This window comes from Pseudoxanthomonas sp. SORGH_AS_0997 (assembly GCF_031453535.1).
Taxonomy (GTDB): domain Bacteria; phylum Pseudomonadota; class Gammaproteobacteria; order Xanthomonadales; family Xanthomonadaceae; genus Pseudoxanthomonas_A; species Pseudoxanthomonas_A winnipegensis.
The window spans coordinates 244,434-265,940 of record NZ_JAVIZI010000001.1 but is presented as its reverse complement, the minus strand read 5'-3'; the positions used below and the strand labels follow the sequence as shown (position 1 = coordinate 265,940).

The window sequence follows — 21,507 nt, the reverse complement described above, 5'->3', positions numbered from 1 at the left end:
TCAGGCCGGCACCTTCAGGCCGCGCCGCGCCAGCCGCGCCTGCAGCGTGTTGATCACCAGCAGCAGGACGAAGGACAGCAGCAGCATCGCCGCGGCGATCGCGGTGGCGCCGGCGTAATCGAACTCCTCCAGCTTGATGGTGATCAGCAGCGGCGCGATCTCCGACACGCCCGGCAGGTTGCCGGCGATGAAGATCACCGAGCCGTATTCGCCCACCCCGCGCGCGAACGCCAGCGCGAAGCCCGACAGCACCGCCGGCCACACCGTGGGCAGCACCACCTGCGCGACCGTGCGCAGCCGCCCGGCGCCGAGGCTGGCGGCGGCCTCCTCCAGTTCGGATTCCACCTCGGCCAGGACCGGCTCGACCACCCGCACCACGAACGGCAGGCCGATGAACACCAGCGCCACCGTGATGCCCAGCGGGGTGTAGGCGACCTTGAGGCCTCCGGCCTCCAGCCAGCGGCCGAGCCAGCCGGTCGGGCCATAGAGCTGGGTCAGCGCGATGCCGGCCACCGCCGTGGGCAGCGCGAACGGCAGATCCACCACCGCATCGAACAGACGCTTGCCCGGAAAGTCGTAGCGCACGAACACCCACGCCACCAGCGTGCCGGCCACCGCGTTGAATGCGGCCGCCGCCAGCGCGGTGGAAAAGCTCACGCGCAGCGCGGCCAGCACGCGCGGGTCGGTCCAGACCGCCCACAGTCCGTGCCAGCCCAGGCCGGCCGACTTGATGAACACCCCCGCCAGCGGCAGCAGCACGATCAGCCCGAGCCACAGCAAGGTGGTACCCAGGCTGAGACCGAAGCCGGGAATCACCCGCCTTCGGCGCGCGCGCCCTGCTGCAGGAATCGCAACGCTCAAGGCCGCTTCTTTCCCGCCAGCATCTTGTCGAACTCACCGCCGTCGGCGAAGTGCTTGGCCTGCGCCTTGGCCCAGCCGCCGAACACCTGATCCACCGTCACCAGCTGCACCTTGGGGAAGCGCGCGATGTCGGCCGCGTCGGCGAACTCGGGATGGCGCGGGCGGTAGAAGTTGTGCGCGATGATCTTCTGCGCTTGCGGCGTGTACAGGAACTCCAGGAAGCCCTGCGCCTCGGCGCGCGTGCCGTGCTTGTCCACGTTCTTGTCCACCAGCGCCACCGGCGGCTCGGCCAGGATCGACAGCTTGGGCACGACGATGTCGAACTTGTCCTTGCCCAGCTCTTCCTGCGACAGGAAGGCCTCGTTCTCCCAGGCCAGCAGCACATCGCCGATGCCGCGCTGGACGAAGGTGGTGGTCGCCCCGCGCGCGCCGGTGTCCAGCACCGGCACGTTGTTGTACAGCGCGGTCACCATGCGCCGGGTCTTGGCCTCGTCGCCCTTGAAGATGTGCAGGCCATAGGCCCAGGCGGCCAGATAGTTCCAGCGCGCGCCGCCGGAGGTCTTGGGATTGGGCGTGATCACCTGCACGCCAGGCTTGAGCAGGTCGGGCCAGTCCTTGATCTGCTTCGGATTGCCCTTGCGCACCAGGAAGACGATGGTCGAGGTGTAGGGCGCGCTGTTGTCCGGCAGGCGCTTCTGCCAGTCGGTCGGCAGCAGCTTGGCCTGGCTGGCGATCGAGTCGATGTCATAGGCCAGCGCCAGGGTGACCACGTCGGCCTCCAGCCCATCGATCACCGCACGCGCCTGCTTGCCGGAGCCGCCGTGCGAGCTCTCCACGCTGACCGATTCGCCATGCTTGGCCTTCCAGTCCTGGCTGAAGGCGTCGGACAGGGCACGGTAGAGCTCGCGCGTGGGGTCGTAGGACACGTTGAGCAGCTGCTTCTGCTGGGCCATGGCCGCCGCGGCCACGGTCAGCAGGCACGAGGCCATGACCAGCGCGAACAGGCGAGTCAGGCGGCGGGTGCGGGTGAAGGTCATGGCGGATTCCTTGCTTAATGGACAGCGAGCGGGGCTGCATTCAGGAATGCTTATGCTGCCCAGGCATGAATGTGCCACGAAATAATGAAAGCGCGCGTGCTTATCGCCAACGGGAATCAGGCTGAACCCGCGAACCGGCCTCGGGGGGGCGGCGCGTAAAATGCGCCCTTCCGTTCCCGTTCCCAGGCCCGCCCGATGACCGATGCCCTCCCCGCCCTGACCCACCGCTACGCCGAGGAGCTGGACGGCATCCGCGAGGCCGGGCTGTTCAAGTCCGAGCGCATCATCACCGGCCCGCAGTCGGCGCAGATCACCCTGGCCGACGGGCGCCAGGTGCTGAACTTCTGCGCCAACAACTACCTGGGCCTGGCCGACCACCCGGACATCATCGCCGCGGCCAAGCAGGCGCTGGACACGCACGGCTTCGGCATGGCCTCGGTGCGCTTCATCTGCGGCACCCAGGACCTGCACAAGCAGCTCGAGCAGACCATCGCGCGCTTCTTCGGCAAGCAGGACACCATCCTGTACGCGGCCTGCTTCGACGCCAACGGCGGCCTGTTCGAACCGCTGCTGGGCGAGGACGACGCGATCATCTCCGACGCGCTCAACCACGCCTCGATCATCGACGGCGTGCGCCTGTGCAAGGCCAAGCGCTTCCGCTACGCCAACTGCGACATGGCCGACCTGGAGGCGCAGCTGCAGGCGGCCGACGCCGCCGGCTGCCGGACCAAGCTGATCACCACCGATGGCGTGTTCTCGATGGACGGCTTCATCGCCCCGCTCGACGAGATCACCGCCCTGGCCGCCAAGTACGGCGCGCTGGTCCATATCGACGAATGCCACGCCACCGGCTTCCTGGGCCAGACCGGGCGCGGCTCGGCCGAGGTCAAGGGCGTGCTGGACAGGATCGACATCATCACCGGCACGCTGGGCAAGGCGATGGGCGGCGCGCTCGGCGGCTTCACCACCGCCAGCGCCGAGGTGATCGAGCTGCTGCGCCAGCGCTCGCGTCCCTACCTGTTCTCCAATTCGCTGCCGCCGCACGTGGTGGCCGCCGGGATCAAGGCCTTCGACATGCTCGACGCCGCCGGCGACCTGCGCACGCAGCTGCGCGACAACACCGCCTATTTCCGCGAGCGGATGACCGCCGCCGGCTTCGACCTGAAGCCCGGCGTGCACCCGATCAGCCCGGTGATGCTCTACGACGCGCCGCTGGCGCAGCGCTTCGCCGAGCGCCTGCTGGAAGAAGGCATCTACGCGATCGGCTTCTTCTTCCCGGTGGTGCCCAAGGGCCAGGCCCGCATCCGCACCCAGATCAGCGCGGCGCACACCCGCGCGCACCTGGACCAGGCCATCGACGCCTTCACCCGCATCGGCCACGAGCTGGGCGTGCTGAAGAGCTGATTCGTTTACCGCTGGCCGGGGCCAAAACGGCCTTGGCCTGGGCCATTGGTTGAAGGTTCCATCTGCGCAGAGGTAAAGCGCCGTGCGCGGAGGGCGGCCACAAGCGCCGCCCGCGCTGGAATCCATCTACGCCCGGATCAGGTCAGGGAGCGACTTTCTTTCCGGGCGGGGCCACGCCGGAAGGCGGTGCCAGCGCGCTCACCTCCTGCGGCGTCAGTTCACGCCACGCGCCCTTGGCCAATGCGCCCAGCGGCAGCTCGCCGATCGCCACACGCACCAGCCGCAGCGTGGACAGGCCGAACGCCTCGAGCAGCCGCCGGATCTGGCGGTTGCGCCCCTCGTCCAGCGTGATCTCCAGCCAGGCATTGCGCCCGCCGCTGCGCAGCAGCTGCGCGCGGGCGGCACGCAGGTGTTCGCCGTCGACCGACACGCCCTGCTCCAGCCGCGCCAGCAGCGCGGCATCGGGAATCGCATCGATCTGCACGTGATAGGTCTTGCTCGGCCCCGTCGACGGGTCGGTGATCGCCGCCGCCCACACAGGATCGTTGCTCAGCAGCAGCAGGCCTTCGCTGGCCTTGTCCAGCCGCCCCACCGGCGCCAGCCATGGCAGACCCGCGCCGTCCAGGCAGCGATAGACCGTGTCGCGCCCCTGTTCGTCGCGCGCCGTGGTGACCAGTCCGCGCGGCTTGTTGAGCATCAGATAGCGGCGTTCGGCGCCCGCTTCCGCGTCCGCCTGGCCATCGACCTCGATCTGCGAACGGCCGGCGACGGTCGGGAACTCCGGATCGCGCACCACGCGGCCGTCCACCCGCACGCGCCCCGCCGCGATCCAGCGCGCCGCCTCGGTGCGCGAGCACAGGCCCAGCTTGGACAGCGCGCGCGCCAACCCGTGCCGCGGCGCATCGTCGCGAACCGGCTTGTGCGTCGCCATCGGAATGCGCCCCTGTATGCCGTCGCCGCGTGGGCCGACGGCGCGGACTTACTGCTTGTCGGCGGTCGGCACTGCCGCGGCGGGCGCGGCGGCCGGCGTCGCGACCACTTCGCCCGGCGGCACGGCGACCGCGGCGGCCGGCTTGGCCTTGACCACGCGCACGCCGCGCGACTTCATCCAGGCATCGAACTCGTCGGCCGTCATGCGCTTGCCGTTCTGGTTCATGTCGAAGCGCCAGGGCGTGTTGTCGTACTGGGTCTTGGGCTGGTAGGCGGCCGGATCGTTGGCCTTCACCGCCGGCGTGGCCATGGCCAGCTCGCGGCAGCCGTCGACCTTCATCCGCAGCAGCACGCGATCGACCGACTGCGCATCGTTGTAGGACTGCGCCAGCACGCCGCTGGGCGCGCCCAGGCTGGTGGTGTTGGCGAACAGCTCCACGGCCACCGGCGAGAGCACGGTCGTGCGCTGCGGCAGCGGTTGCGGCACCACGCCGCTGCAGTCCTGCGCCGCTTCGGCGTGTGCGAACGGAGCAACGGCGAGCAGGGAAACGACCGCAACGAGGGATGCGCGCATAGGGAGTTCGCAAGGAGAAAAAGAGGGTTGCGGGAGTTTAGGCAGGCGGCGCGCAGACAATCAACCGTTACACGATGTTTTCCATGCAAATCACTGAAAGAAAAGACTGAATACGGTGCACGGGGCTCCGCGCGAGACAAAGGATTCTTCGCCGGAGCTCGGAATCGCCAATCCGTCGGTGAAGCGCGTGCGGGCTAGTGAGCCCATCTCGTCCGAGTGAGCCCATCTCGTCCGGCAGCCCCGCCACGACCAGGCACGGCTGCACGGCTGGGCGACTCCTCCGTGGCCAATGTTTGGCTGGGAAAGGCCTGATCGCGCCGCATGCTTCGGTGGGAGCAACTGTCTCCTCAAATCTCGCAGCAACCTGCCTGTAGAGCGGAGCTTGTGGCAATCCCCTCTTGGGGACTCCGCTGGGGCCTTCCCCACGACCGAACGAAACGCAGCGGAGCAAGCTCCGCTCTACAGGCGGAGCCGCCATGGCGGCGATGGGGCTCTACCGGGAAGGCCTCATCGCCGCTATGGCGGCTCCCACCGAGATCGGGTCGAGGCCCGGAGAACTTTGCGCCATCGGCCACCCTGGGCCCTCATGCCACACAGCCCGGACCACGGCGCTTCCGAAGCTGTGATCTCGACGATTGCGAGACCCCGACATCGAAAGCCGCAACGCTCAATCGCGGCGAGACCTCGATTTCGGCAGAAGCAAAAAGAAAAAGCCCGGCGCAAGGCCGGGCTTTTCTTAATACTGAAGGCGGCTGCGGTATCCCGCAGCCAACCCCTGATCGGCCAGATTAGTTCTGGACGTTCAGCTCCGTACGACGGTTCTTCTCGCTCTTACAGGCCGGGAACGTGTTCGGGGTCTGCTCCAGCGGACGGCTCTCGCCGTAGCCGATCGGTCCAACCAGACGCGACGAGGACACACCATTGTTGGTGAGGAAGTCGTACACGGTCTTCGCACGACGCTCGGACAGCTTCTGGTTGTAGGTCTCGGTACCGCACAGGTCGGTGTGACCGGCGACTTCGACGCGCAGGTCGGGGTAGCGCTTGAGGATCTCGACGGCCTCGTTCAGGATCGCCACCGCGTCAGGACGCAGGGTCGCCTTGTTGAAGTCGAAGTTCACGCCCTTCAGGTCGATGGTGACCGGAGCCGGGCAGCCGTCCGGACCGATGGTCTGGCCAGCCTGCGAACCGGGGCACTTGTCGTCGCAGTTGTTGACGCCGTCACCGTCGTCATCCAGATCGGCGCAGGTCTGAGCCGGCGGCGGCGGCGGCGGCGGGGCGACCGGAACGGCCTTGGTGCCCAGCGGGATCACGACGCCGACCGAAGCCAGCACGTCACCGAACCACGACTCGTCCGGAGCGCGGTGGCTCTGGTCGTTGAAGTCGCCACGGTAGGCCACTTCGGCGCGCACGGCGACGCGGCTGTCGAAGGTGGTCTGCAGACCGACGCCGACCTTGGCGGCGAAGTTGCCGTCCTTGTTCTTGGCCGGGGAATCCGGGTTCGGGAAGTTGTCGTACTCTTCCTCCGAGCGCTGGTAGCCCAGGCCCATCAGGACGTACGGGTTCCAGCCGCGGCCTTCCTGGATGAAGTGGCGACGCAGGTCGAACGAGATGCCGTACTGCGACCAGTTCAGGTTGTCTTCCGGATCCAGGCTCGGGTTCTGATAGTTCAGCTCACCGTCCAGCGACCAGTTCGGGCTGATGAACTTGCCCAGGCCCAGGGTGGCGAACGGAGCGTCGTCGGTCTTGCGGTCGCTGTCCTGCAGGTTGTAGCCGACGGAACCGGTCAGGTACCAGCGGTCATCAAACTCCTGAGCCGAAGCGGCCTGCGCCACGCTCAGTCCGGCCAGCATCGCGGCGCAGAGAAGTTTCTTGTTCATTTGCGACTCCTTGAGAGTTCAGGGTTTTGAAAACCGACTGCGTGGGCGTGGGGTCATCCCGAGCCTTACGGCATTCAGTCCAATGTTTGAACGGCGAGGGTGCCGTCAACACCGGCGCAGATTATGCAGGGGCTCGTGAAGATCGTGTTAACAGCAGCCTAACAAGTCGACTCGCGCCCCTGCCTGGCGCGGGCCACGTTATACGGGCGCCAAAGCGCACGTGGTGTGAAAACCATGCGCCAATTGTGTGTCCGAATCGTTCATTGCCTTCGGTTCAGGTGAAGCCAGCGTTGCGTTTGCGTCAGCGCCTCTTGTCCGGCGCAGCGCCTTGCGGCAAGGTGCGCGCACTCTTCCATACGCAAGCGTATTGACATGCCCAGCCAGATGCCGAGCCAGGCCAACCTGAACGAAGCCGCCATCCCTTACCCGCATCTGCTGGCGCCGCTGGACCTGGGCTTCACGCGCCTGCGCAACCGGGTGCTGATGGGCTCGATGCACACCGGCCTGGAAGACCGCGCCGCCGACTTCCCCAAGCTGGCGGCCTACGTGGCCGAGCGCGCGCAGGGCGAAGTCGGGCTGATCGTGACCGGCGGCTTCGCGCCCAACCTGGTCGGCTGGCTCAAGCCGTTCGGCGGCAAGCTGTCCTGGCCGTGGGAGGTACGCCCGCATCGCCAGGTCACCCAGGCCGCGCATGCGCACGGGGCGAAGATCTGCCTCCAGCTGCTGCATGCCGGGCGCTATGCCTATCACCCGCTGTCGGTCGCGCCCTCGCGCCTCAAGGCGCCCATCAACCCCTTCACGCCCCGGGCGCTGAGCGCGCGCGGCGTCGAACGCCAGATCGATGCCTACGCCCATGCCGCACGCCTGGCCCGTCAGGCCGGCTACGACGGCGTGGAAGTGATGGGATCGGAGGGTTATCTGATCAATCAGTTCACCGCCGCGCGCACCAACCAACGCGACGACGCCTGGGGCGGCGATGCCGCGCGCCGGATGCGCTTCGCGGTGGAGATCGTGCGACGCGTGCGCGAGGCCTGCGGACCGGACTTCATCATCATCTACCGCCTGTCGCTGGTGGACCTGGTCGAAGGCGGCAACGCCTGGCCGGACATCGTCGCGCAGGCCCGCGCGGTGCAGGCCGCCGGCGCGACCCTGATCAACTCCGGCATCGGCTGGCACGAGGCGCGCGTGCCGACCATCGTCACCTCGGTGCCGCGCGCGGCCTTCGCCGATGTCACCGCCAAGCTCAGGGGCGAGGTGTCGGTGCCGGTGATCGCCACCAACCGCATCAACATGCCGCAGGTGGCCGAGGACCTCCTGGCGGCCGGCAAGGCCGACATGGTGTCGCTTGCGCGACCGCTGCTGGCCGACCCGCACTGGGTGCGCAAGGCGCGCACCGGCGATGCGGCGCGGATCAACACCTGCATCGCCTGCAACCAGGCCTGCCTGGACCACGTCTTCCAGAACAAGCGCGCCAGCTGCCTGGTCAACCCGCGCGCCTGCGCCGAGACCGAGCTGGTCTATCGCAGGACCGAGCGCCCGCGTCGCATCGCCGTGGTCGGCGCGGGTCCTGCGGGCCTGGCCTGCGCCACGGTCGCGGCCGAACGCGGGCACCGGGTGAGCCTGTTCGAAGGCGGCAGCGAGATCGGTGGCCAGTTCAACTACGCCAAGCGCATCCCCGGCAAGGAGGAATTCCACGAGACGCTGCGCTACTTCCGCCAGCGCCTCGACGACACCGGCGTGGAGCTGCACCTGGACACGCTCGCCGATGTGGACACGCTCAAGGGTTTTGATGCGGTGGTGCTGGCCACGGGCATCACGCCGCGCACGGTGCAGATGCCGGGCGCGGATCATCCCAAGGTGGTCAGCTATGTGGATGTGCTCTCGGGGCGCGTGCAGGTCGGCGCGCGTGCGGCGTTGATCGGCGCCGGCGGCATCGGCTTCGACGTGGCCGAGTATCTGGTCGAACACGGTGCGTCGCCGAGCACCGATCCCAAGCGCTGGATGGCGCAGTGGGGCGTGGACGCAAGCTTCGAAGCGCCAGGCAGTCTGATCGCGCCGAAGCCCGAACCGCCGGCGCGCGAGGTGTGGCTGCTGCAGCGCACGCCGGGTCGGCCCGGTGCGCGTTTGGGCAAGACGTCGGGTTGGGTGCATCGCGCCACGCTGAAGGCCAAGCAGGTGCGCATGCTCGGTGGCGTGGAGTATCTGGGTGTGGACGATGAAGGCCTGCATCTCCGCGTGGATGGATCCGAGCAGACGCTGCCGGTCGACCATGTGGTGATCTGCGCAGGCCAGGAACCGCGACGCGAGTTGTTCGATCTGCTGCAGGCGCAAGGCATCACGCCGCATCTGATCGGCGGTGCGGATGTCGCGGCCGAACTCGATGCCAAGCGTGCGATCGATCAGGCCAGTCGTCTGGCCGCAACGCTTTGAAAAACGCGCATCACGCGCGCTGCGAACGTGCTGCATCGCGGCATCAACATCGCACTGTCATGAGACGCTGACTGCCGTAGTCAGCGTCGTGATGCAAGCGTCGATATTCAGTTGACGTTTTGAATTCGGCCCGTACCTTGCGCCGACTTTCCGACCCGCCGCCCAGTTCAGGCGGGTCTTGTCTGGCCACCCTTTCATTCAAGGCCAGCACCCGGGTAGCCCGTGAGATGGCTGCCTCCCCATGACGCCCAACCGCTGTGCCGGCCGTCTTCCCCAGTTTCGTGGGACGACCCCTTCGCATGCGGCCAAACGGAGCAAGGAGTTCGATGAAACTGGCCTGGATCTTATGGCTGTCGTCACATGTGATGCCACAGCCGGCCGCCGATTCGCTATGTCTGTCCACCACCGTCTATCTCGAGGCGCGGGACCAGAGCATGCGTGGACAAGAAGCCGTTGCGGAAGTCGCGCTGCGACGCCGCGACAGCGGGCTGTGGGGCAACTCGCTGTGCGAGGTGGTCACCGCACGGCATCAGTTCGCTCCTGGCATCGTGCCCAGCTCCACGCGTCTGCAGAACGGCGGCGCATGGGCGCGCTCTGTGTCAGTGGCGTTGGATTCGGAGCGCAACTGGGCGCTGCCGCGCGGCGCGCGGCGCGAGATCGTCCCCGGTGCCAGCCACTTCGCCGCGCACGAACTGGTCGCACCCAGCTGGGCCAACGCCTACACCGTGGCCACGATCGGCGATCACACCTTCTATCGCGTGCAGTCGCTCAAGCCACGTTCGTGAACACGCCGGCTTGCTGACGCAAGCGACTTCATCGCGACGCACAAAGAAGGAGGGCCGGCATTGCCGGCCCTCCTTCTTTGTTTCAGCGCCACATCGCACGCCGCATCAGCTGCGCTTGTCGATCGGCACGAAGTCGAGATCTTCCGGACCGGTGTAGTTGGCGCTGGGACGGATGATCTTGCCGTCGATGCGCTGCTCGATCACATGCGCGCTCCAGCCCGCCGTGCGCGCGATGACGAACAGCGGCGTGAACATCGCCGTCGGCACGCCCATCATGTGATAGCTGACCGCACTGAACCAATCCAGGTTGGGGAACATCTTCTTGATGTCCCACATCACTGTCTCCAGGCGCTCGGCGATGTCGTACATCTTGGTGCTGCCCTGCGCCTTGGACAGGTCGTGGGCGACCTGCTTGATCACCTTGTTGCGCGGATCGCTGACCGTGTACACCGGGTGGCCGAAGCCGATCACCACTTCCTTGCGCTCCACACGCGCCTTGATGTCGGCCTCGGCCTCGTCGGGCGTGTCGTAGCGCTTCTGCACTTCGAAGGCCACTTCGTTGGCGCCGCCGTGCTTGGGCCCGCGCAGCGCGCCGATGCCGCCGCAGATGGCGCTGTACATGTCGCTGCCGGTGCCGGCGACGACGCGACAGGTGAAAGTGGAGGCGTTGAACTCGTGCTCGGCGTAGAGCACCAGCGAGGTATGCATCGCCTCGACCCATTCCTTGCGCGGCTCCACGCCGTGCAGCAGATGCAGGAAATGGCCGCCGATCGAATCGTCGTCGGTCTCCACGTCGATGGCGCGGCCGTTGTGGCTCCAGTGATACCAGTACAGCAGCATCGAACCGAGGCAGGCCATCAGCTTGTCGGCGATGTCGCGGGCGCCGGGATGGTTGTGATCGTCTTTCTCGGGCAGCACGCAGCCCAGCGCCGACACGCCACTGCGCATCACATCCATCGGGTGTGCCGAAGCGGGCAGCTCCTCCAGCACGGCCTTGACCGCGGCGGGCAGGCCGCGCAGCGACTTGAGCTTGGCCTTGTAGCCGCGCAGCTCGTCGCGCGTGGGCAGCTTGCCGTGCACCAACAGGTAGGCGACTTCCTCGAACTCGCTCTTGGCCAGGTCCAGGATGTCGTAGCCGCGATAGTGCAGATCGTTGCCGGTGCGGCCGACGGTGCACAGCGCGGTGTTGCCCGCCGGCGTGCCGGACAGCGCGACGGATTTCTTCGGCTTGAAGCCGGTGGCGGTGGGTTGCTCGGACACGGTGTTTCCTCCCGGGGTTTGCTTCGATGTGACGTGTTAAGGCGCAGCGGTCGGCGGCGCGTCGCGCTGGACCAGCAGCTGCTGCAGCATCTCGATCTGGCGGTTCTGCAGTTCGACCAGCGTGGCCCAGTCCTGCTCGCGCAGCTGGTTGAGCTTCTCGTGCACCTGCAGGATCTCCAGCTCGGACTTGACGTTGACCTGGTAGTCGTTCTCCGCGCGCAGGCGATCGGCGGCGGCCTGGCGGTTCTGACTCATCATGATGATCGGCGCCTGGATCGCAGCCAGGCAGGACAGACACAGGTTGAGCAGGATGTAGGGATAGGGATCGAAGGCCTTGGCCAGCACGAAGCTGTTGATCGCCATCCACACCGCCAGGAACACGCCGAAGGCGATGATGAAGCTCCAGCTGCCACCGACCTCGGCGACCCGGTCGGCCACGCGCTCGCCCAGCGTGCGGTTCTGGCTGAACTCGCGCGCCACGTTGCGTGCGACCTGGCGCTTGGCGATGAAGCGCTCGACGATCGCGCGCTCCTCGCCCTGCAGCTTCTCCAGTTCGGTCTGCAGCAGGTGGCGCGCGGTCTCGCGCCGGTCGATGCGGGTACGGCGCTGGCGTTCTGCGGCGGGCGGACGCGAAAAGTTCATGGCATGCGCAGGATCAGGTCGAGGGGAGCCCGATCATGCCCGCTTGCCGGCGAACAGTGCGTCCAGCTTGTGCTCGAAGGCGTGGTAGCCGATGCGTTCGTACAGCTCTTCGCGGGTCTGCATGGTGTCCAGCACGGCCTGCTGCGAGCCGTCCTGGCGGATCGCCTGGTAGACGCGCTCGGCGGCCTTGTTGGCGGCACGGAAGGCCGACAGCGGGAACAGCTGGATCGCCACGCCCACGCTGGCCAGTTCGTCGCGGGTGAACAGCGGCGTGGCGCCGAACTCGGTGATGTTGGCCAGCACCGGCACCTTGACCGCCTCGACGAAGCGCCGGTAGGTCTCCAGGTCGTAGGCGGCCTCGGCGAAGATGCCGTCGGCGCCGGCCTCCACGCAGGCGATGGCGCGGGCGATCGCCGCGTCCACGCCCTCGGCCTGGATCGCGTCGGTGCGGGCGATCAGGAAGAAGTCCGGATCGGTCTTGGCATCGGCCGCGGCCTTGACCCGGTCCACCATCTCGCCCTGGCTGACGATCTCCTTGCCCGGGCGATGACCGCAGCGCTTGGCGCCGACCTGGTCCTCGATGTGGCAGGCGGCCGCGCCGGCCTTGATCAGCGACTTGATGCTGCGCTCGATGTTGAACGCGCTGGCGCCGAAGCCGGTGTCGATGTCCACCAGCAGCGGCAGCTCGCACACATCGGTGATGCGGCGGGTGTCGATGAGCACGTCTTCCAGCGTGTTGATGCCCAGGTCGGGCAGGCCCAGCGAGCCGGCCGCCACGCCGCCGCCGGACAGATAGAGCGCCTTGTAGCCGGCGCGCTTGGCCAGCAGGGCGTGGTTGGCGTTGATCGCGCCGATCACCTGCAGCGGCGACTCGGCGGCCAGGGCAGCGCGGAAGCGGGCGCCGGGGCTGGAAGTGGACATGGCGGAACTCCTGGATCGGGACGGGCGTGCGGCGCGGCGGTGGCGCACTCGCGGGGCGAGGCGCAATCTGGCACCCTGCGATGCATTGATCAATCTTGATCGCACAAATCAACCTGTCATGGACCACGACCTGATTCCGGCCACCACGGCCTGCGAGCTGCTCGGCATCACCAGCGCCACGCTCTACGCCTACGTCAGCCGCGGCCTGCTGGAATCGCGCCCCGGTCCGGACCATCGCAGCCGCATGTACCGGCGCCAGGACGTGGAGCGTCTGGCGCAGAACAAGCGCGCCGGCCGCGGCGCGGCGCGCGGCGCCGCGCAGAGCCTGGATCGCGGCCTGCCCGTCCTGGAGACCGGCATTTCATTGATCCAGGCCGATGGCCCCTATTACCGCGGCCGCTCGGCGGTGGCCGCGGTCCGCGACGGCGCCACGCTGGAGCAGACCGCGCGGCTGCTGTGGGACAGCGCCGGCCACGACCCCTTCGCCGCCTCGCCATCGGCCTGGCCGCCGACGGTGGCGCGACTGGCGCTGGACCAGGGCCTGCCGCCGCTGGAGCGCACCCTGGCCTGCATCCCGCTGCTGGCGCTGGAGGTGCGGCATTCGTTCAACCTGGCCCCGGCGGTGCGCTTCGACGTGGCCGCGCAGCTGCTGCGGCAGAACGCGGCGCTGCTGATCGGCCAGCAGCCCGCGTCCACTCCCGTGCATCTTCAACTGGCCCAGGCCTGGGTGCCGGGCGATGCGGACTTCGCCGAACTGGTGCGTGCCGCGCTGGTGCTGTGCGCGGACCACGAACTCAATGTCTCGGCCTTCGCCGCACGCGTGGTGGCCTCCACCGGCGCGCACCTGCATGCCACAGTCTGCAGTGGACTGGCCGCGCTGTCCGGCCCCCGTCACGGCGGCGCCACCGCGCGCGCCTATGCGCTGCTGCAGGCCGGCGCCGACGAGGTGGCCGCCCGCTGGGCGCGCGGCGACGACTTGCCCGGCTTCGGTCATGCGATGTATCCGCATGGCGACCCGCGCGCGGCGGAACTGCTGTCGATGCTGCGCACCCACCGCGCCGACTGTCCGCGTCTGGCGCAGCTGGAGGCGCTGATCGCGCGCGCCGAGGAGGCCAGCGGCCTGCGCCCCAATATCGATCTGATGCTGGCGGCCCTGTGCTTTCTCTACGAACTGCCCGCCTCGCCTGCGCTGGTGCTGTTCGCCAGCGGCCGCCTCGCCGGCTGGCTGGCGCACGCGCTGGAACAGCAGACGCTGGGCAAGCTGATCCGTCCGCGGGCGCGGTATGTGGGTCTGCCACCGGAGGAGCGAGCAGCGAGTGAGCAGCAGCGAGGGACGAGGGAGGAGTAGAAGCGGAAGCGTCGCTGCCGCTTTCCACTCATTCCTTTCTACTCAGCTCCCCGCGTCCGGTCCGCGCGACAGCGCGCGGCGCACTTCCTCCAGCGCATTGGGATCGTCCAGCGTGGACAGGTCGCCCGGATCGGCGCCCTGGGCCAGGGCCTGGATCGAGCGCCGCAGCAGCTTGCCCGAGCGCGTCTTGGGCAGCGCGTTGACGATATAGACCCGCGCCGGCCGCGCCACCGCGCCCAGATCGGTCTCCACGATCCTGCGCATGCCGTCGGCCGCTCTGTTGCGTGCGGCCACCTCGTCGGTGGCCTGGCGCAGCGTGGCGAACACGATCGGCACCTGCCCCTTGACCTCGTCGGCCACGCCCACCACCGCCGCCTCGGCCACCGCGCCGAAGCCGGACACCGACTCCTCGATCTCGCGCGTGCCTAGCCGGTGCCCGGCCACGTTGATCACATCGTCGGTGCGGCCGAGGATGAAGGTATAGCCGTCCTCGTCGCGGATCGCCCAGTCCAGCGAGCTGTACAGCAGCTCCTTGAAATGGCTGAAGTAGCTGTCGAGGAAGCGCTGGTCGTCGTTCCAGATCGTGCTCATGCAGCCCGGCGGCAGCGGCGGCTGCATCACCAGCACGCCCTTCTGGTTGGGCGCGACTTCCTCGCCGGTGGCCTCGTCGATGACCTTCATCCGGTAGCCGAGATTCGGGAAGCCCGGCGAGCCGAAGCGCACCGGCTTCATGTCCACGCCCGGCAGCACGCACAGCGCCGGCCAGCCGGTCTCGGTCTGCCAGTAGTTGTCGATCACCGGCTTGCGCAGCGCGTCGGTGATCCAGTGCGCGGTGGGCTCGTCCAGCGGTTCGCCGGCGAGGAACAGGTACTTCAGCTCGGACAGGTCGTGGCGCCGGATGAAGTCGACGTCGTGCTTCTTCAACACGCGGATCGCGGTCGGGGAAGAGAACATCGTGCGCACGCCGTACTGCTCGCACAGCGCCCACCAGATGCCCGGATCGGGATGGGTGGGCAGGCCTTCGTACAGCAGCGAGGTGCAGCCGCCGATCAGCGGTCCGTATACGTTGTACGAATGCCCCACCGCCCAGCCCACGTCCGAGGTGGAGAACATCACCTGCCCCGGCGCGCAGTCGAAGATGGTGCGCATCGACTGCGCCATCGCCACCGCGTAGCCGCCGACATCGCGCTGCACGCCCTTGGGCTTGCCCGTGGTGCCGGAGGTGTAGAGCAGATAGCTGGGCTCGTTGGATTCCAGCCATTCCACCGGCACCTGCATCTGCCCGACCTGCGCGCGCAGGGTGGCGTAGTCCTCGTCGCGCCCCGGCACCTTCGGCTCGGCCGGATCCAGATCGCGCGAGACGATCAGCACCTTGGGCGGTGCGAACCTGGCCTCGGCGCAGGCCGCATCGATCATCGGCTTGTACGGAATCACCTTGCCGCCGCGGATGCCCGCGTCGGCGGCGATCAGCAGCTTGGGCTTGGCGTCATCGATGCGCAGGGCCAGGTTGTGCGCGGCGAAGCCGCCGAACACCACCGAGTGGATCGCCCCGATGCGCGCGCAGGCCAGCATGGCGAACACCGCCTCGGCCATGTTGGGCATGTACACCACCACCCGATCGCCGCGGCCGACGCCCAGCTGCTTGAGCACCGCGGCGAAGGCGTTGACCTCCTCGTGCAGCTGCCGATAGGTGATCTCGCGGGTGACGTTGGTCTCGGTGGACACGGCCACCAGCGCCAGCTGGTCGGGTCGCGTCTCCAGGTGGCGGTCGACGGCGTTGTAGCAGAGGTTGGTCTGCCCGCCGACGAACCACTTGCGGAACGGCGGATTGGAATAATCCAGGATCTGCTGCGGCGGGACATGCCAGTGGATGGCCTTGGCTTCCTGCGCCCAGAACGCCTCCGGTTCCTCGACCGAACGGCGGTACACCTCTTCATACGATGACATCCAAGCCCCCTCCCGAGCGCCGATGCCAGCGAGCATAGAGGGCGCCCGCGCGCCAGACCGTTGGACCATGGTCGATGCTTGGACCATGGTCGAAGCCGCGCCGGCACTACCTCAGCCGTCGAGCTCCCGGGCCCGGTCGCGCAGCACGAACTTCTGCACCTTGCCGGTGGCCGTGCGCGGCAGTTCGCCGAAGACGAAGGCGCGCGGCACCTTGAAGCCGGCCAGGTGCGAGCGGCAATGCAGCTGCAGGGTGGCCGCATCCAGCGGGTCGGCGCCCGACTTGAGCTCGACGAAGGCGCACGGCGTCTCGCCCCACTGCTGGTCCGGCCGCGCCACCACGGCCGCGGCCATCACCGACGGGTGCCGGCACAGCGCGTCCTCGACCTCGATGGAGGAGATGTTCTCGCCGCCGGAGATGATCACGTCCTTGGAGCGGTCGCGGATCTTGGCATAGCCATCGGGATACACCACGGCCAGATCGCCGGTATGGAACCAGCCGCCTTCGAACGCCCGCGCCGTGGCGTCGGGATTCTTCAGATAGCCCTTCATGGTGAGGTTGCCGCGGTACATGATCTCGCCCGCGGTCGTGCCGTCCCACGGCACTGGCGCCAGCGTGTCCGGGTCGAGCACCTGCATGTCCTCCTGCAGCAGGCATGCCACGCCCTGGCGGCTGTTGCGCTCGGCGCGCTGCGCGATGTCCAACGCGTCCCATTCCGGGCGCGGAATGCACAACGAGGCCGGCCCGTAGACCTCGGTCAGGCCGTAGACGTGGGTGATGTGGAAGCCCATCCGCTCCATGCCTTCGATCACCGCCGCCGGCGGCGCGGCCCCGGCGATCTGCGCCCGCACGCCGCTGATGCCCTGCTTCCACGCCTCCGGCGCGGCCACCAGCGCGCTGTGGATGATCGGCGCGCCGCAATAATGGGTGACGCCGTGCTCGCGCATCAGCGCGAACACGCGCTGGACATCGAACCTGCGCAGGCACACCTGCAGTCCCGCTACCGCCGCCATCGTCCACGGGAAGCACCAGCCGTTGCAGTGGAACATCGGCAGCGTCCACAGATAAACCGGATGCTGCGGCATGCCCCAGTCGATGATGTTGGCCACGGCATTCAAGTACGCGCCGCGATGGTGGTAGACCACCCCCTTGGGATCGCCGGTGGTGCCGGAGGTGTAGTTGAGCGAGATCGCCTCCCACTCGTCCTGCGGCAGCTGCATCTCGAACCCGGCATCGCCGCCGGCGAGAAACGCCTCGTACTCGATCTCGCCGAGGAAGGCGCCCTCGGTCACCTGCGCATCGTCCACATCGATCACCCGCGGCCGGTGCGTGCACAGTTCCAGCGCCTGGGCGATCACCGGCGCGAACTCGCGATCGGTGAACAGCACCCTGGCCTGCGCATGGTCGAACATGAAGGCCAGCGTCGCCGCGTCCAGGCGCGTATTGAGCGTATTGAGCACCGCACCGAGCATGGCCGGGCCGTAATGCAGCTCGAACATGGCCGGCGTGTTGGGCAGCATCGCCGCCACCGTATCGCCCTTGCCCACGCCCCAGCGCTGCAGCGCGCTGGCCAGGCGCCGGCAGCGCGCGTACTCATCGGCCCAGGTCAGCCGGCGCTCGCCATGGACCAGGGCCACGCGCTGCGGATGCACCAGCGCGGCCTTGCGCAGGAAGGTCAGCGGCGAGAGCGCGGTGAAGTTGGCCGGGTTGCGCTCCAGCCCGGAGGCATAGGCCTGCTGCGACATGACACGTCCCTGATGGCGGAGGCGCCAGCGTAGCGACGCGCCCCAGGCGGCGCGGCTCGACCTTCGTCGAAGCCGGCACGGCACAACGCCCATGACAGCGGCATCAATTCTGACAATAACGTCAGGATCCTTGCCACCCGCGTGATGCGGCGCACCTACCCACCCAGCAAGACCCCACTCGTGGCGATCGTCACCCGCTGTTAACGCTTACACATACTGCAGAACGTGTCCGACGCATGTCAGGCACCGCAATAGGGGATCACAGACCGTCATCCGTCCGCGCGGCCAGCAGGCCGCGTGTCGATCCCTGCATGGCCGTAGTCGTTGTCGCGCCCTCCCCTCCCCTCGCCTGGATAGAGCCCAACATGACCACCCGCCGTCTCCGCTCCCACCGCAGCCCGCGCCCGCTCCGCCGCGCCCCCCTGACCCGCCTGATCCTCGTGGCGCTGGCGATCGCCGCCACGGCGCCCGCCCAGGCGCAGGAAACCTCCGAATCCAACGCCGCCAAGACGCTGGACAACGTCATCGTGACCGGCACCCGCCGCGTGGGCATGTCGGTGGACGACAGCCCGGCCCCGGTCCAGGTCGTCACCGCCGAGGCGCTGGAGCAGTCCGGCGCCCCGGACCTGATGAACCAGCTGGCCTTCCAGGTCCCCAGCTTCAATGCCAGCCAGCAGGGCACCGACATGACCAGCGCCACGCTGGTGGCCAACATGCGCGCGCTCTCGCCCAACCACACGCTGATCCTGATCAACGGCAAGCGGCGGCACTTCACCTCCAACGTCGCGGTCACCGGCGGCTATGCGGGCGCGGCCTCGACCGACCTGAGCTTCATCCCGACCAGCGCGATCGCCAGCGCCGAAGTGCTCACCGACGGCGCCGCGGCGCTGTACGGCTCGGACGCCATCGCCGGCGTGATCAACCTGATCACCAGGAAGAACGCCAGCGGCGGCAGCGTCTCGGCCGGCACCTCCGGCTATGACGATGGCGGCGGCTTCACCACCAACTATCAGGGCGACTTCGGCATCGGCGACGACACCACCTACTTCAACCTGGCCCTGGAAAGCGAACGCCGCCAGACCATCAACCGGCCCGGCGCACCCTACGGCGCGGCCGCCTGCGTGGCCGACCGCCTGGCCAATCCGACCCGCGGCTGCCCGGCCACCGGCACCGCGACCACGCCCAGCGGCTACCCCAGCTCGACCGGCAACGCGGCGCTGGGACGCGAGAACGAATACAACATGATCTACAATCCCTGGTTCCCCAATAACAGCCACCAGGGCGATGCGCCGGCGATCCAGCGCGATGTGGGCTTCCTGAGCGCCGGGATGTTCCTGGACGACGGCACCGAGCTCTACGGCACCGGCAGCTTCGGCAAGAAGAAGACCCAGAGCTGGCAGAGCTACCGCCGCCCCTCGCAGGACGGCGGCGTGGACCGCAACGGCGACGGCGACCGCACCGACCCCATCGGCGGCACCGGCCCGCGCAGCGGCAGGCCGCTGACCGAGGCGGACATCAACAAGTATCCCTACGGCTTCTCGCCCTCCATCGATACCGACGAGAAGGACTGGGAGGTGGGCGTGGGCATCACCGGCGAGCTGGCCGGCTGGCGCTACGACCTGTCCACCAACTATGGCAAGAACCAGATGGAGATCGACGTCACCAAGTCGATGAACTTCACCTTGTGGAACCGCACCGGCGCCTCGCCCGAGAGCTTCTACGTCGGCCGCTTCAGCGCGACGCAGTGGGATACCGCGCTGGACCTGAGCCGCGACTTCGACTGGGGACTGGCCGCGCCGACCACCATCGCGGCCGGCCTGGAGTATCGCGAGGACACCTACGGCATCGACCCGGGCGATGCGGCCTCGTACACCGGCGCGGGCTCGGCCTCCTTCCCCGGCTACAACCCGGCCGCGACCGGCAGCTGGGAGCGCAACAACAAGGCCGCCTTCGTCAACGTGATCCTCAACCCGACCGAGCACTGGATCGTCGACGCGGCCGCGCGCTACGAGCGCTACAGCGACTTCGGCAGCAAGGCGGTCGGCAAGCTGACCACGCGCTACGACTTCAACGAGCGCTTCGCCGTGCGCGGCACCTACAGCACCGGCTTCCGCGCGCCGACCATGGGCGAGAGCTACTACACCGCCATCCAGGTCGGCCCGACCGCGGCCACCGCGACGCTGCAGGCGGCCAACGTCGGCAGCGGACTGAAGCCGGAAACCAGCCGCAACTTCAGCGTGGGCCTGGTGTTCAAGCCGCTGGACAACCTGACCACCACCCTGGATGCCTACCAGATCCGCATCGACGACCGCATCCGCCTGGGCAGCACGCTGCTGTACTCGACCAGCCAGTCGGTGGACACCTTGTGCGGACGCACCGCCGGCTGCGTGCCCAACCCCAACCTGCCCGACCCGGCCGACACCAACCGCGACGGTCGCCCCGACGACGCCTACAACCAGACGCTCGGCGCCGCGCTGGTCGCGGGCGGCTTCATCTCCAACGGCAGCGACCCCACCGCACCGGGCGGCAGCATGGACGCCACCGCGCGCGCCAACATCGGCCTGAACTTCTTCACCAACGCCATGGACACCAAGACCACCGGCGTGGACTGGGTGACGACCTACAACACCGCCTTCGACTGGGCCGCCATCGACTGGACCCTGGCGGCCAACTACAACAAGACCGAAGTCACCCGCGTCGGCAACGCGCCCGCCGACCTCGGCGGACGCGCGCTGCTGACCGATGCCGACGTCGCCACCATCCAGTACAACAGCCCGAAATACCGGGTCAACCTGGGCGCGAACATCCGCTTCGGCGAGCGCCTGGCCCTGAACATCCGCGAGAACGTCTACGGCCCGCAGTACACGCTGGGCACCACCAGCGCCTATGCCGCGTTCCCGCAGATCATGAACACGCTGGACCTGACCACCATCAACGGAGTGACCTACTACAAGGCCAAGATCGGCACGCTCTACACCACCAACATCGAACTGGCCTACACCCTCGATCAGCGCCTGCGTTTCAGCATCGGCGCCGACAACCTGTTCAACGCCTACCCGGACAAGACGCCCGCGGCGATCCGCCAGTACAACATCGAGCGTTATGCCACCACCGGCGCGCGCGACTACCTGCTCGGCAGTCCGCTGGGCTTCTTCGGCACGCGCTGGTTCGCCAAGGTGTCCTACACATGGTGAGCGACCGGGCCGGCGTTCGCGCATCGGCCACGGCGTCCCCGCCTTCGGGCGGGGGCGTCGGCGCATCCACGTCATCCTCCTCTGCCCGGTCCGCTCGTCATCGCCGGCTTGGTCTGTTGGCCCTTCTGCTGCTCGCTTCGCCGGCCGTGGGCGCAAGCGGGCAGGCGGCGGACGCGGTGCCTTTCACCGCACAGCAGAGCGCACAGGGCGCACGCGTCTACGCCCAGCACTGCGCCGCCTGCCATGGCCAGCAGCTGGAAGGCTTCTCCGGACCGGTGCTGGCCGGCCCGGCGTTCTACGGCCGCGAGATGGGGGTGCCGCTGCATGCGACCTTCCAGTACATGGCCCGGGAAATGCCGGTCGGCCGCCCCGGCTCGCTGCGTCGCGAGGACTACGCCGCGCTGATGGCCCTGATCCTGGAGAAGAACGGCTACCCCGCCGGTGACGTCGCGCTGGACTACGACACCGCCCTGCACGCCGACGCCCCGCTCTACTTCCATCGCCCCTGAGCGTGCATGCGGCGGGCGGGGGCCCGTCTCCCGCCGCGCCGCATG

16 protein-coding genes are annotated in these 21,507 nt (G+C 68.2%); 6 read left to right on the top strand and 10 right to left on the bottom strand.

Translation table 11 applies throughout. The features are described from left to right. Positions 1-861, bottom strand: a complete 861-nt coding sequence (cysT, locus tag QE438_RS01215) for a sulfate ABC transporter permease subunit CysT (RefSeq protein ID WP_130516063.1) — start codon at positions 859-861, stop codon at positions 1-3. After that, entirely contained in the window at positions 858-1,898 is a 1,041-nt protein-coding gene (locus tag QE438_RS01210; protein WP_306993120.1) for a sulfate ABC transporter substrate-binding protein, read from the bottom strand. Before QE438_RS01210 ends, cysT begins: the two co-directional genes overlap by 4 nt. 195 nt (positions 1,899-2,093) lie before the next feature. Here QE438_RS01210 and kbl point away from each other — a divergent pair, with 195 nt between their 5' ends. Further along, the gene (gene kbl, locus QE438_RS01205) at positions 2,094-3,302 is read left to right on the top strand and encodes a glycine C-acetyltransferase (protein WP_306993122.1); all 1,209 of its coding nucleotides are present in this window, start codon (positions 2,094-2,096) and stop codon (positions 3,300-3,302) included. Between the two features lie 142 nt (positions 3,303-3,444). Here the strand turns inward: kbl and QE438_RS01200 are convergent, their stop codons facing one another. The 3 genes from QE438_RS01200 to QE438_RS01190 all read right to left on the bottom strand — a co-directional run bounded on the left by QE438_RS01200 (position 3,445) and on the right by QE438_RS01190 (position 6,683). Further along, positions 3,445-4,233: a pseudouridine synthase gene (locus tag QE438_RS01200; protein ID WP_306993124.1), complete on the bottom strand. Its 789-nt coding sequence runs from the start codon at positions 4,231-4,233 to the stop codon at positions 3,445-3,447. Positions 4,234-4,281: 48 nt separating this feature from the next. Beyond that, complete coding sequence (locus QE438_RS01195) at positions 4,282-4,806, bottom strand: hypothetical protein (protein ID WP_130533665.1); 525 nt, start codon at positions 4,804-4,806, stop codon at positions 4,282-4,284. Positions 4,807-5,594: 788 nt separating this feature from the next. After that, a complete protein-coding gene (locus QE438_RS01190; RefSeq protein ID WP_130523433.1) occupies positions 5,595-6,683 on the bottom strand; it encodes an OmpA family protein in 1,089 nt (362 codons plus the stop codon). Positions 6,684-7,055: 372 nt separating this feature from the next. Here QE438_RS01190 and QE438_RS01185 point away from each other — a divergent pair, with 372 nt between their 5' ends. After that, entirely contained in the window at positions 7,056-9,113 is a 2,058-nt protein-coding gene (locus tag QE438_RS01185) for an NADPH-dependent 2,4-dienoyl-CoA reductase (RefSeq protein WP_306993127.1), read from the top strand. A gap of 326 nt (positions 9,114-9,439) precedes the next feature. Continuing rightward, entirely contained in the window at positions 9,440-9,898 is a 459-nt protein-coding gene (locus QE438_RS01180) for a cell wall hydrolase (RefSeq protein WP_130516048.1), read from the top strand. Between the two features lie 105 nt (positions 9,899-10,003). Here QE438_RS01180 and prpC read toward each other — a convergent pair whose 3' ends face one another. The 3 genes from prpC to prpB are packed head-to-tail and all read right to left on the bottom strand — an operon-like array spanning position 10,004 to position 12,721. Next, positions 10,004-11,158 (bottom strand): 2-methylcitrate synthase, encoded by a 1,155-nt coding sequence (prpC, locus tag QE438_RS01175; protein ID WP_306993128.1) that lies wholly within the window; start codon positions 11,156-11,158, stop codon positions 10,004-10,006. Positions 11,159-11,194: 36 nt separating this feature from the next. Beyond that, entirely contained in the window at positions 11,195-11,800 is a 606-nt protein-coding gene (locus QE438_RS01170; RefSeq protein WP_130523431.1) for a DUF1003 domain-containing protein, read from the bottom strand. A 33-nt stretch (positions 11,801-11,833) separates the two neighbouring features. After that, positions 11,834-12,721, bottom strand: coding sequence for a methylisocitrate lyase (prpB, locus tag QE438_RS01165; RefSeq protein WP_306993129.1), 888 nt, complete (start codon positions 12,719-12,721; stop codon positions 11,834-11,836). Positions 12,722-12,839: 118 nt separating this feature from the next. On the opposite strand from prpB, the gene QE438_RS01160 reads away from it, so the two are divergent. Further along, positions 12,840-14,069: a citrate synthase family protein gene (locus QE438_RS01160; RefSeq protein WP_306993131.1), complete on the top strand. Its 1,230-nt coding sequence runs from the start codon at positions 12,840-12,842 to the stop codon at positions 14,067-14,069. Positions 14,070-14,111: 42 nt separating this feature from the next. On the opposite strand, the gene prpE is transcribed toward QE438_RS01160, so the two are convergent. Further along, positions 14,112-16,016, bottom strand: a complete 1,905-nt coding sequence (prpE, locus tag QE438_RS01155) for a propionate--CoA ligase (RefSeq protein WP_306993133.1) — start codon at positions 16,014-16,016, stop codon at positions 14,112-14,114. A 111-nt stretch (positions 16,017-16,127) separates the two neighbouring features. After that, positions 16,128-17,759, bottom strand: coding sequence for an acyl-CoA synthetase (locus tag QE438_RS01150; RefSeq protein ID WP_306993135.1), 1,632 nt, complete (start codon positions 17,757-17,759; stop codon positions 16,128-16,130). Positions 17,760-18,124: 365 nt separating this feature from the next. Between QE438_RS01150 and QE438_RS01145 the strand changes: the two genes are divergently transcribed. Then, positions 18,125-20,953, top strand: coding sequence for a TonB-dependent receptor (locus QE438_RS01145; RefSeq protein ID WP_306993137.1), 2,829 nt, complete (start codon positions 18,125-18,127; stop codon positions 20,951-20,953). Positions 20,954-21,129: 176 nt separating this feature from the next. Next, positions 21,130-21,462, top strand: a complete 333-nt coding sequence (locus tag QE438_RS01140; protein ID WP_306993139.1) for a cytochrome c — start codon at positions 21,130-21,132, stop codon at positions 21,460-21,462. Positions 21,463-21,507 lie beyond the last annotated feature (45 nt).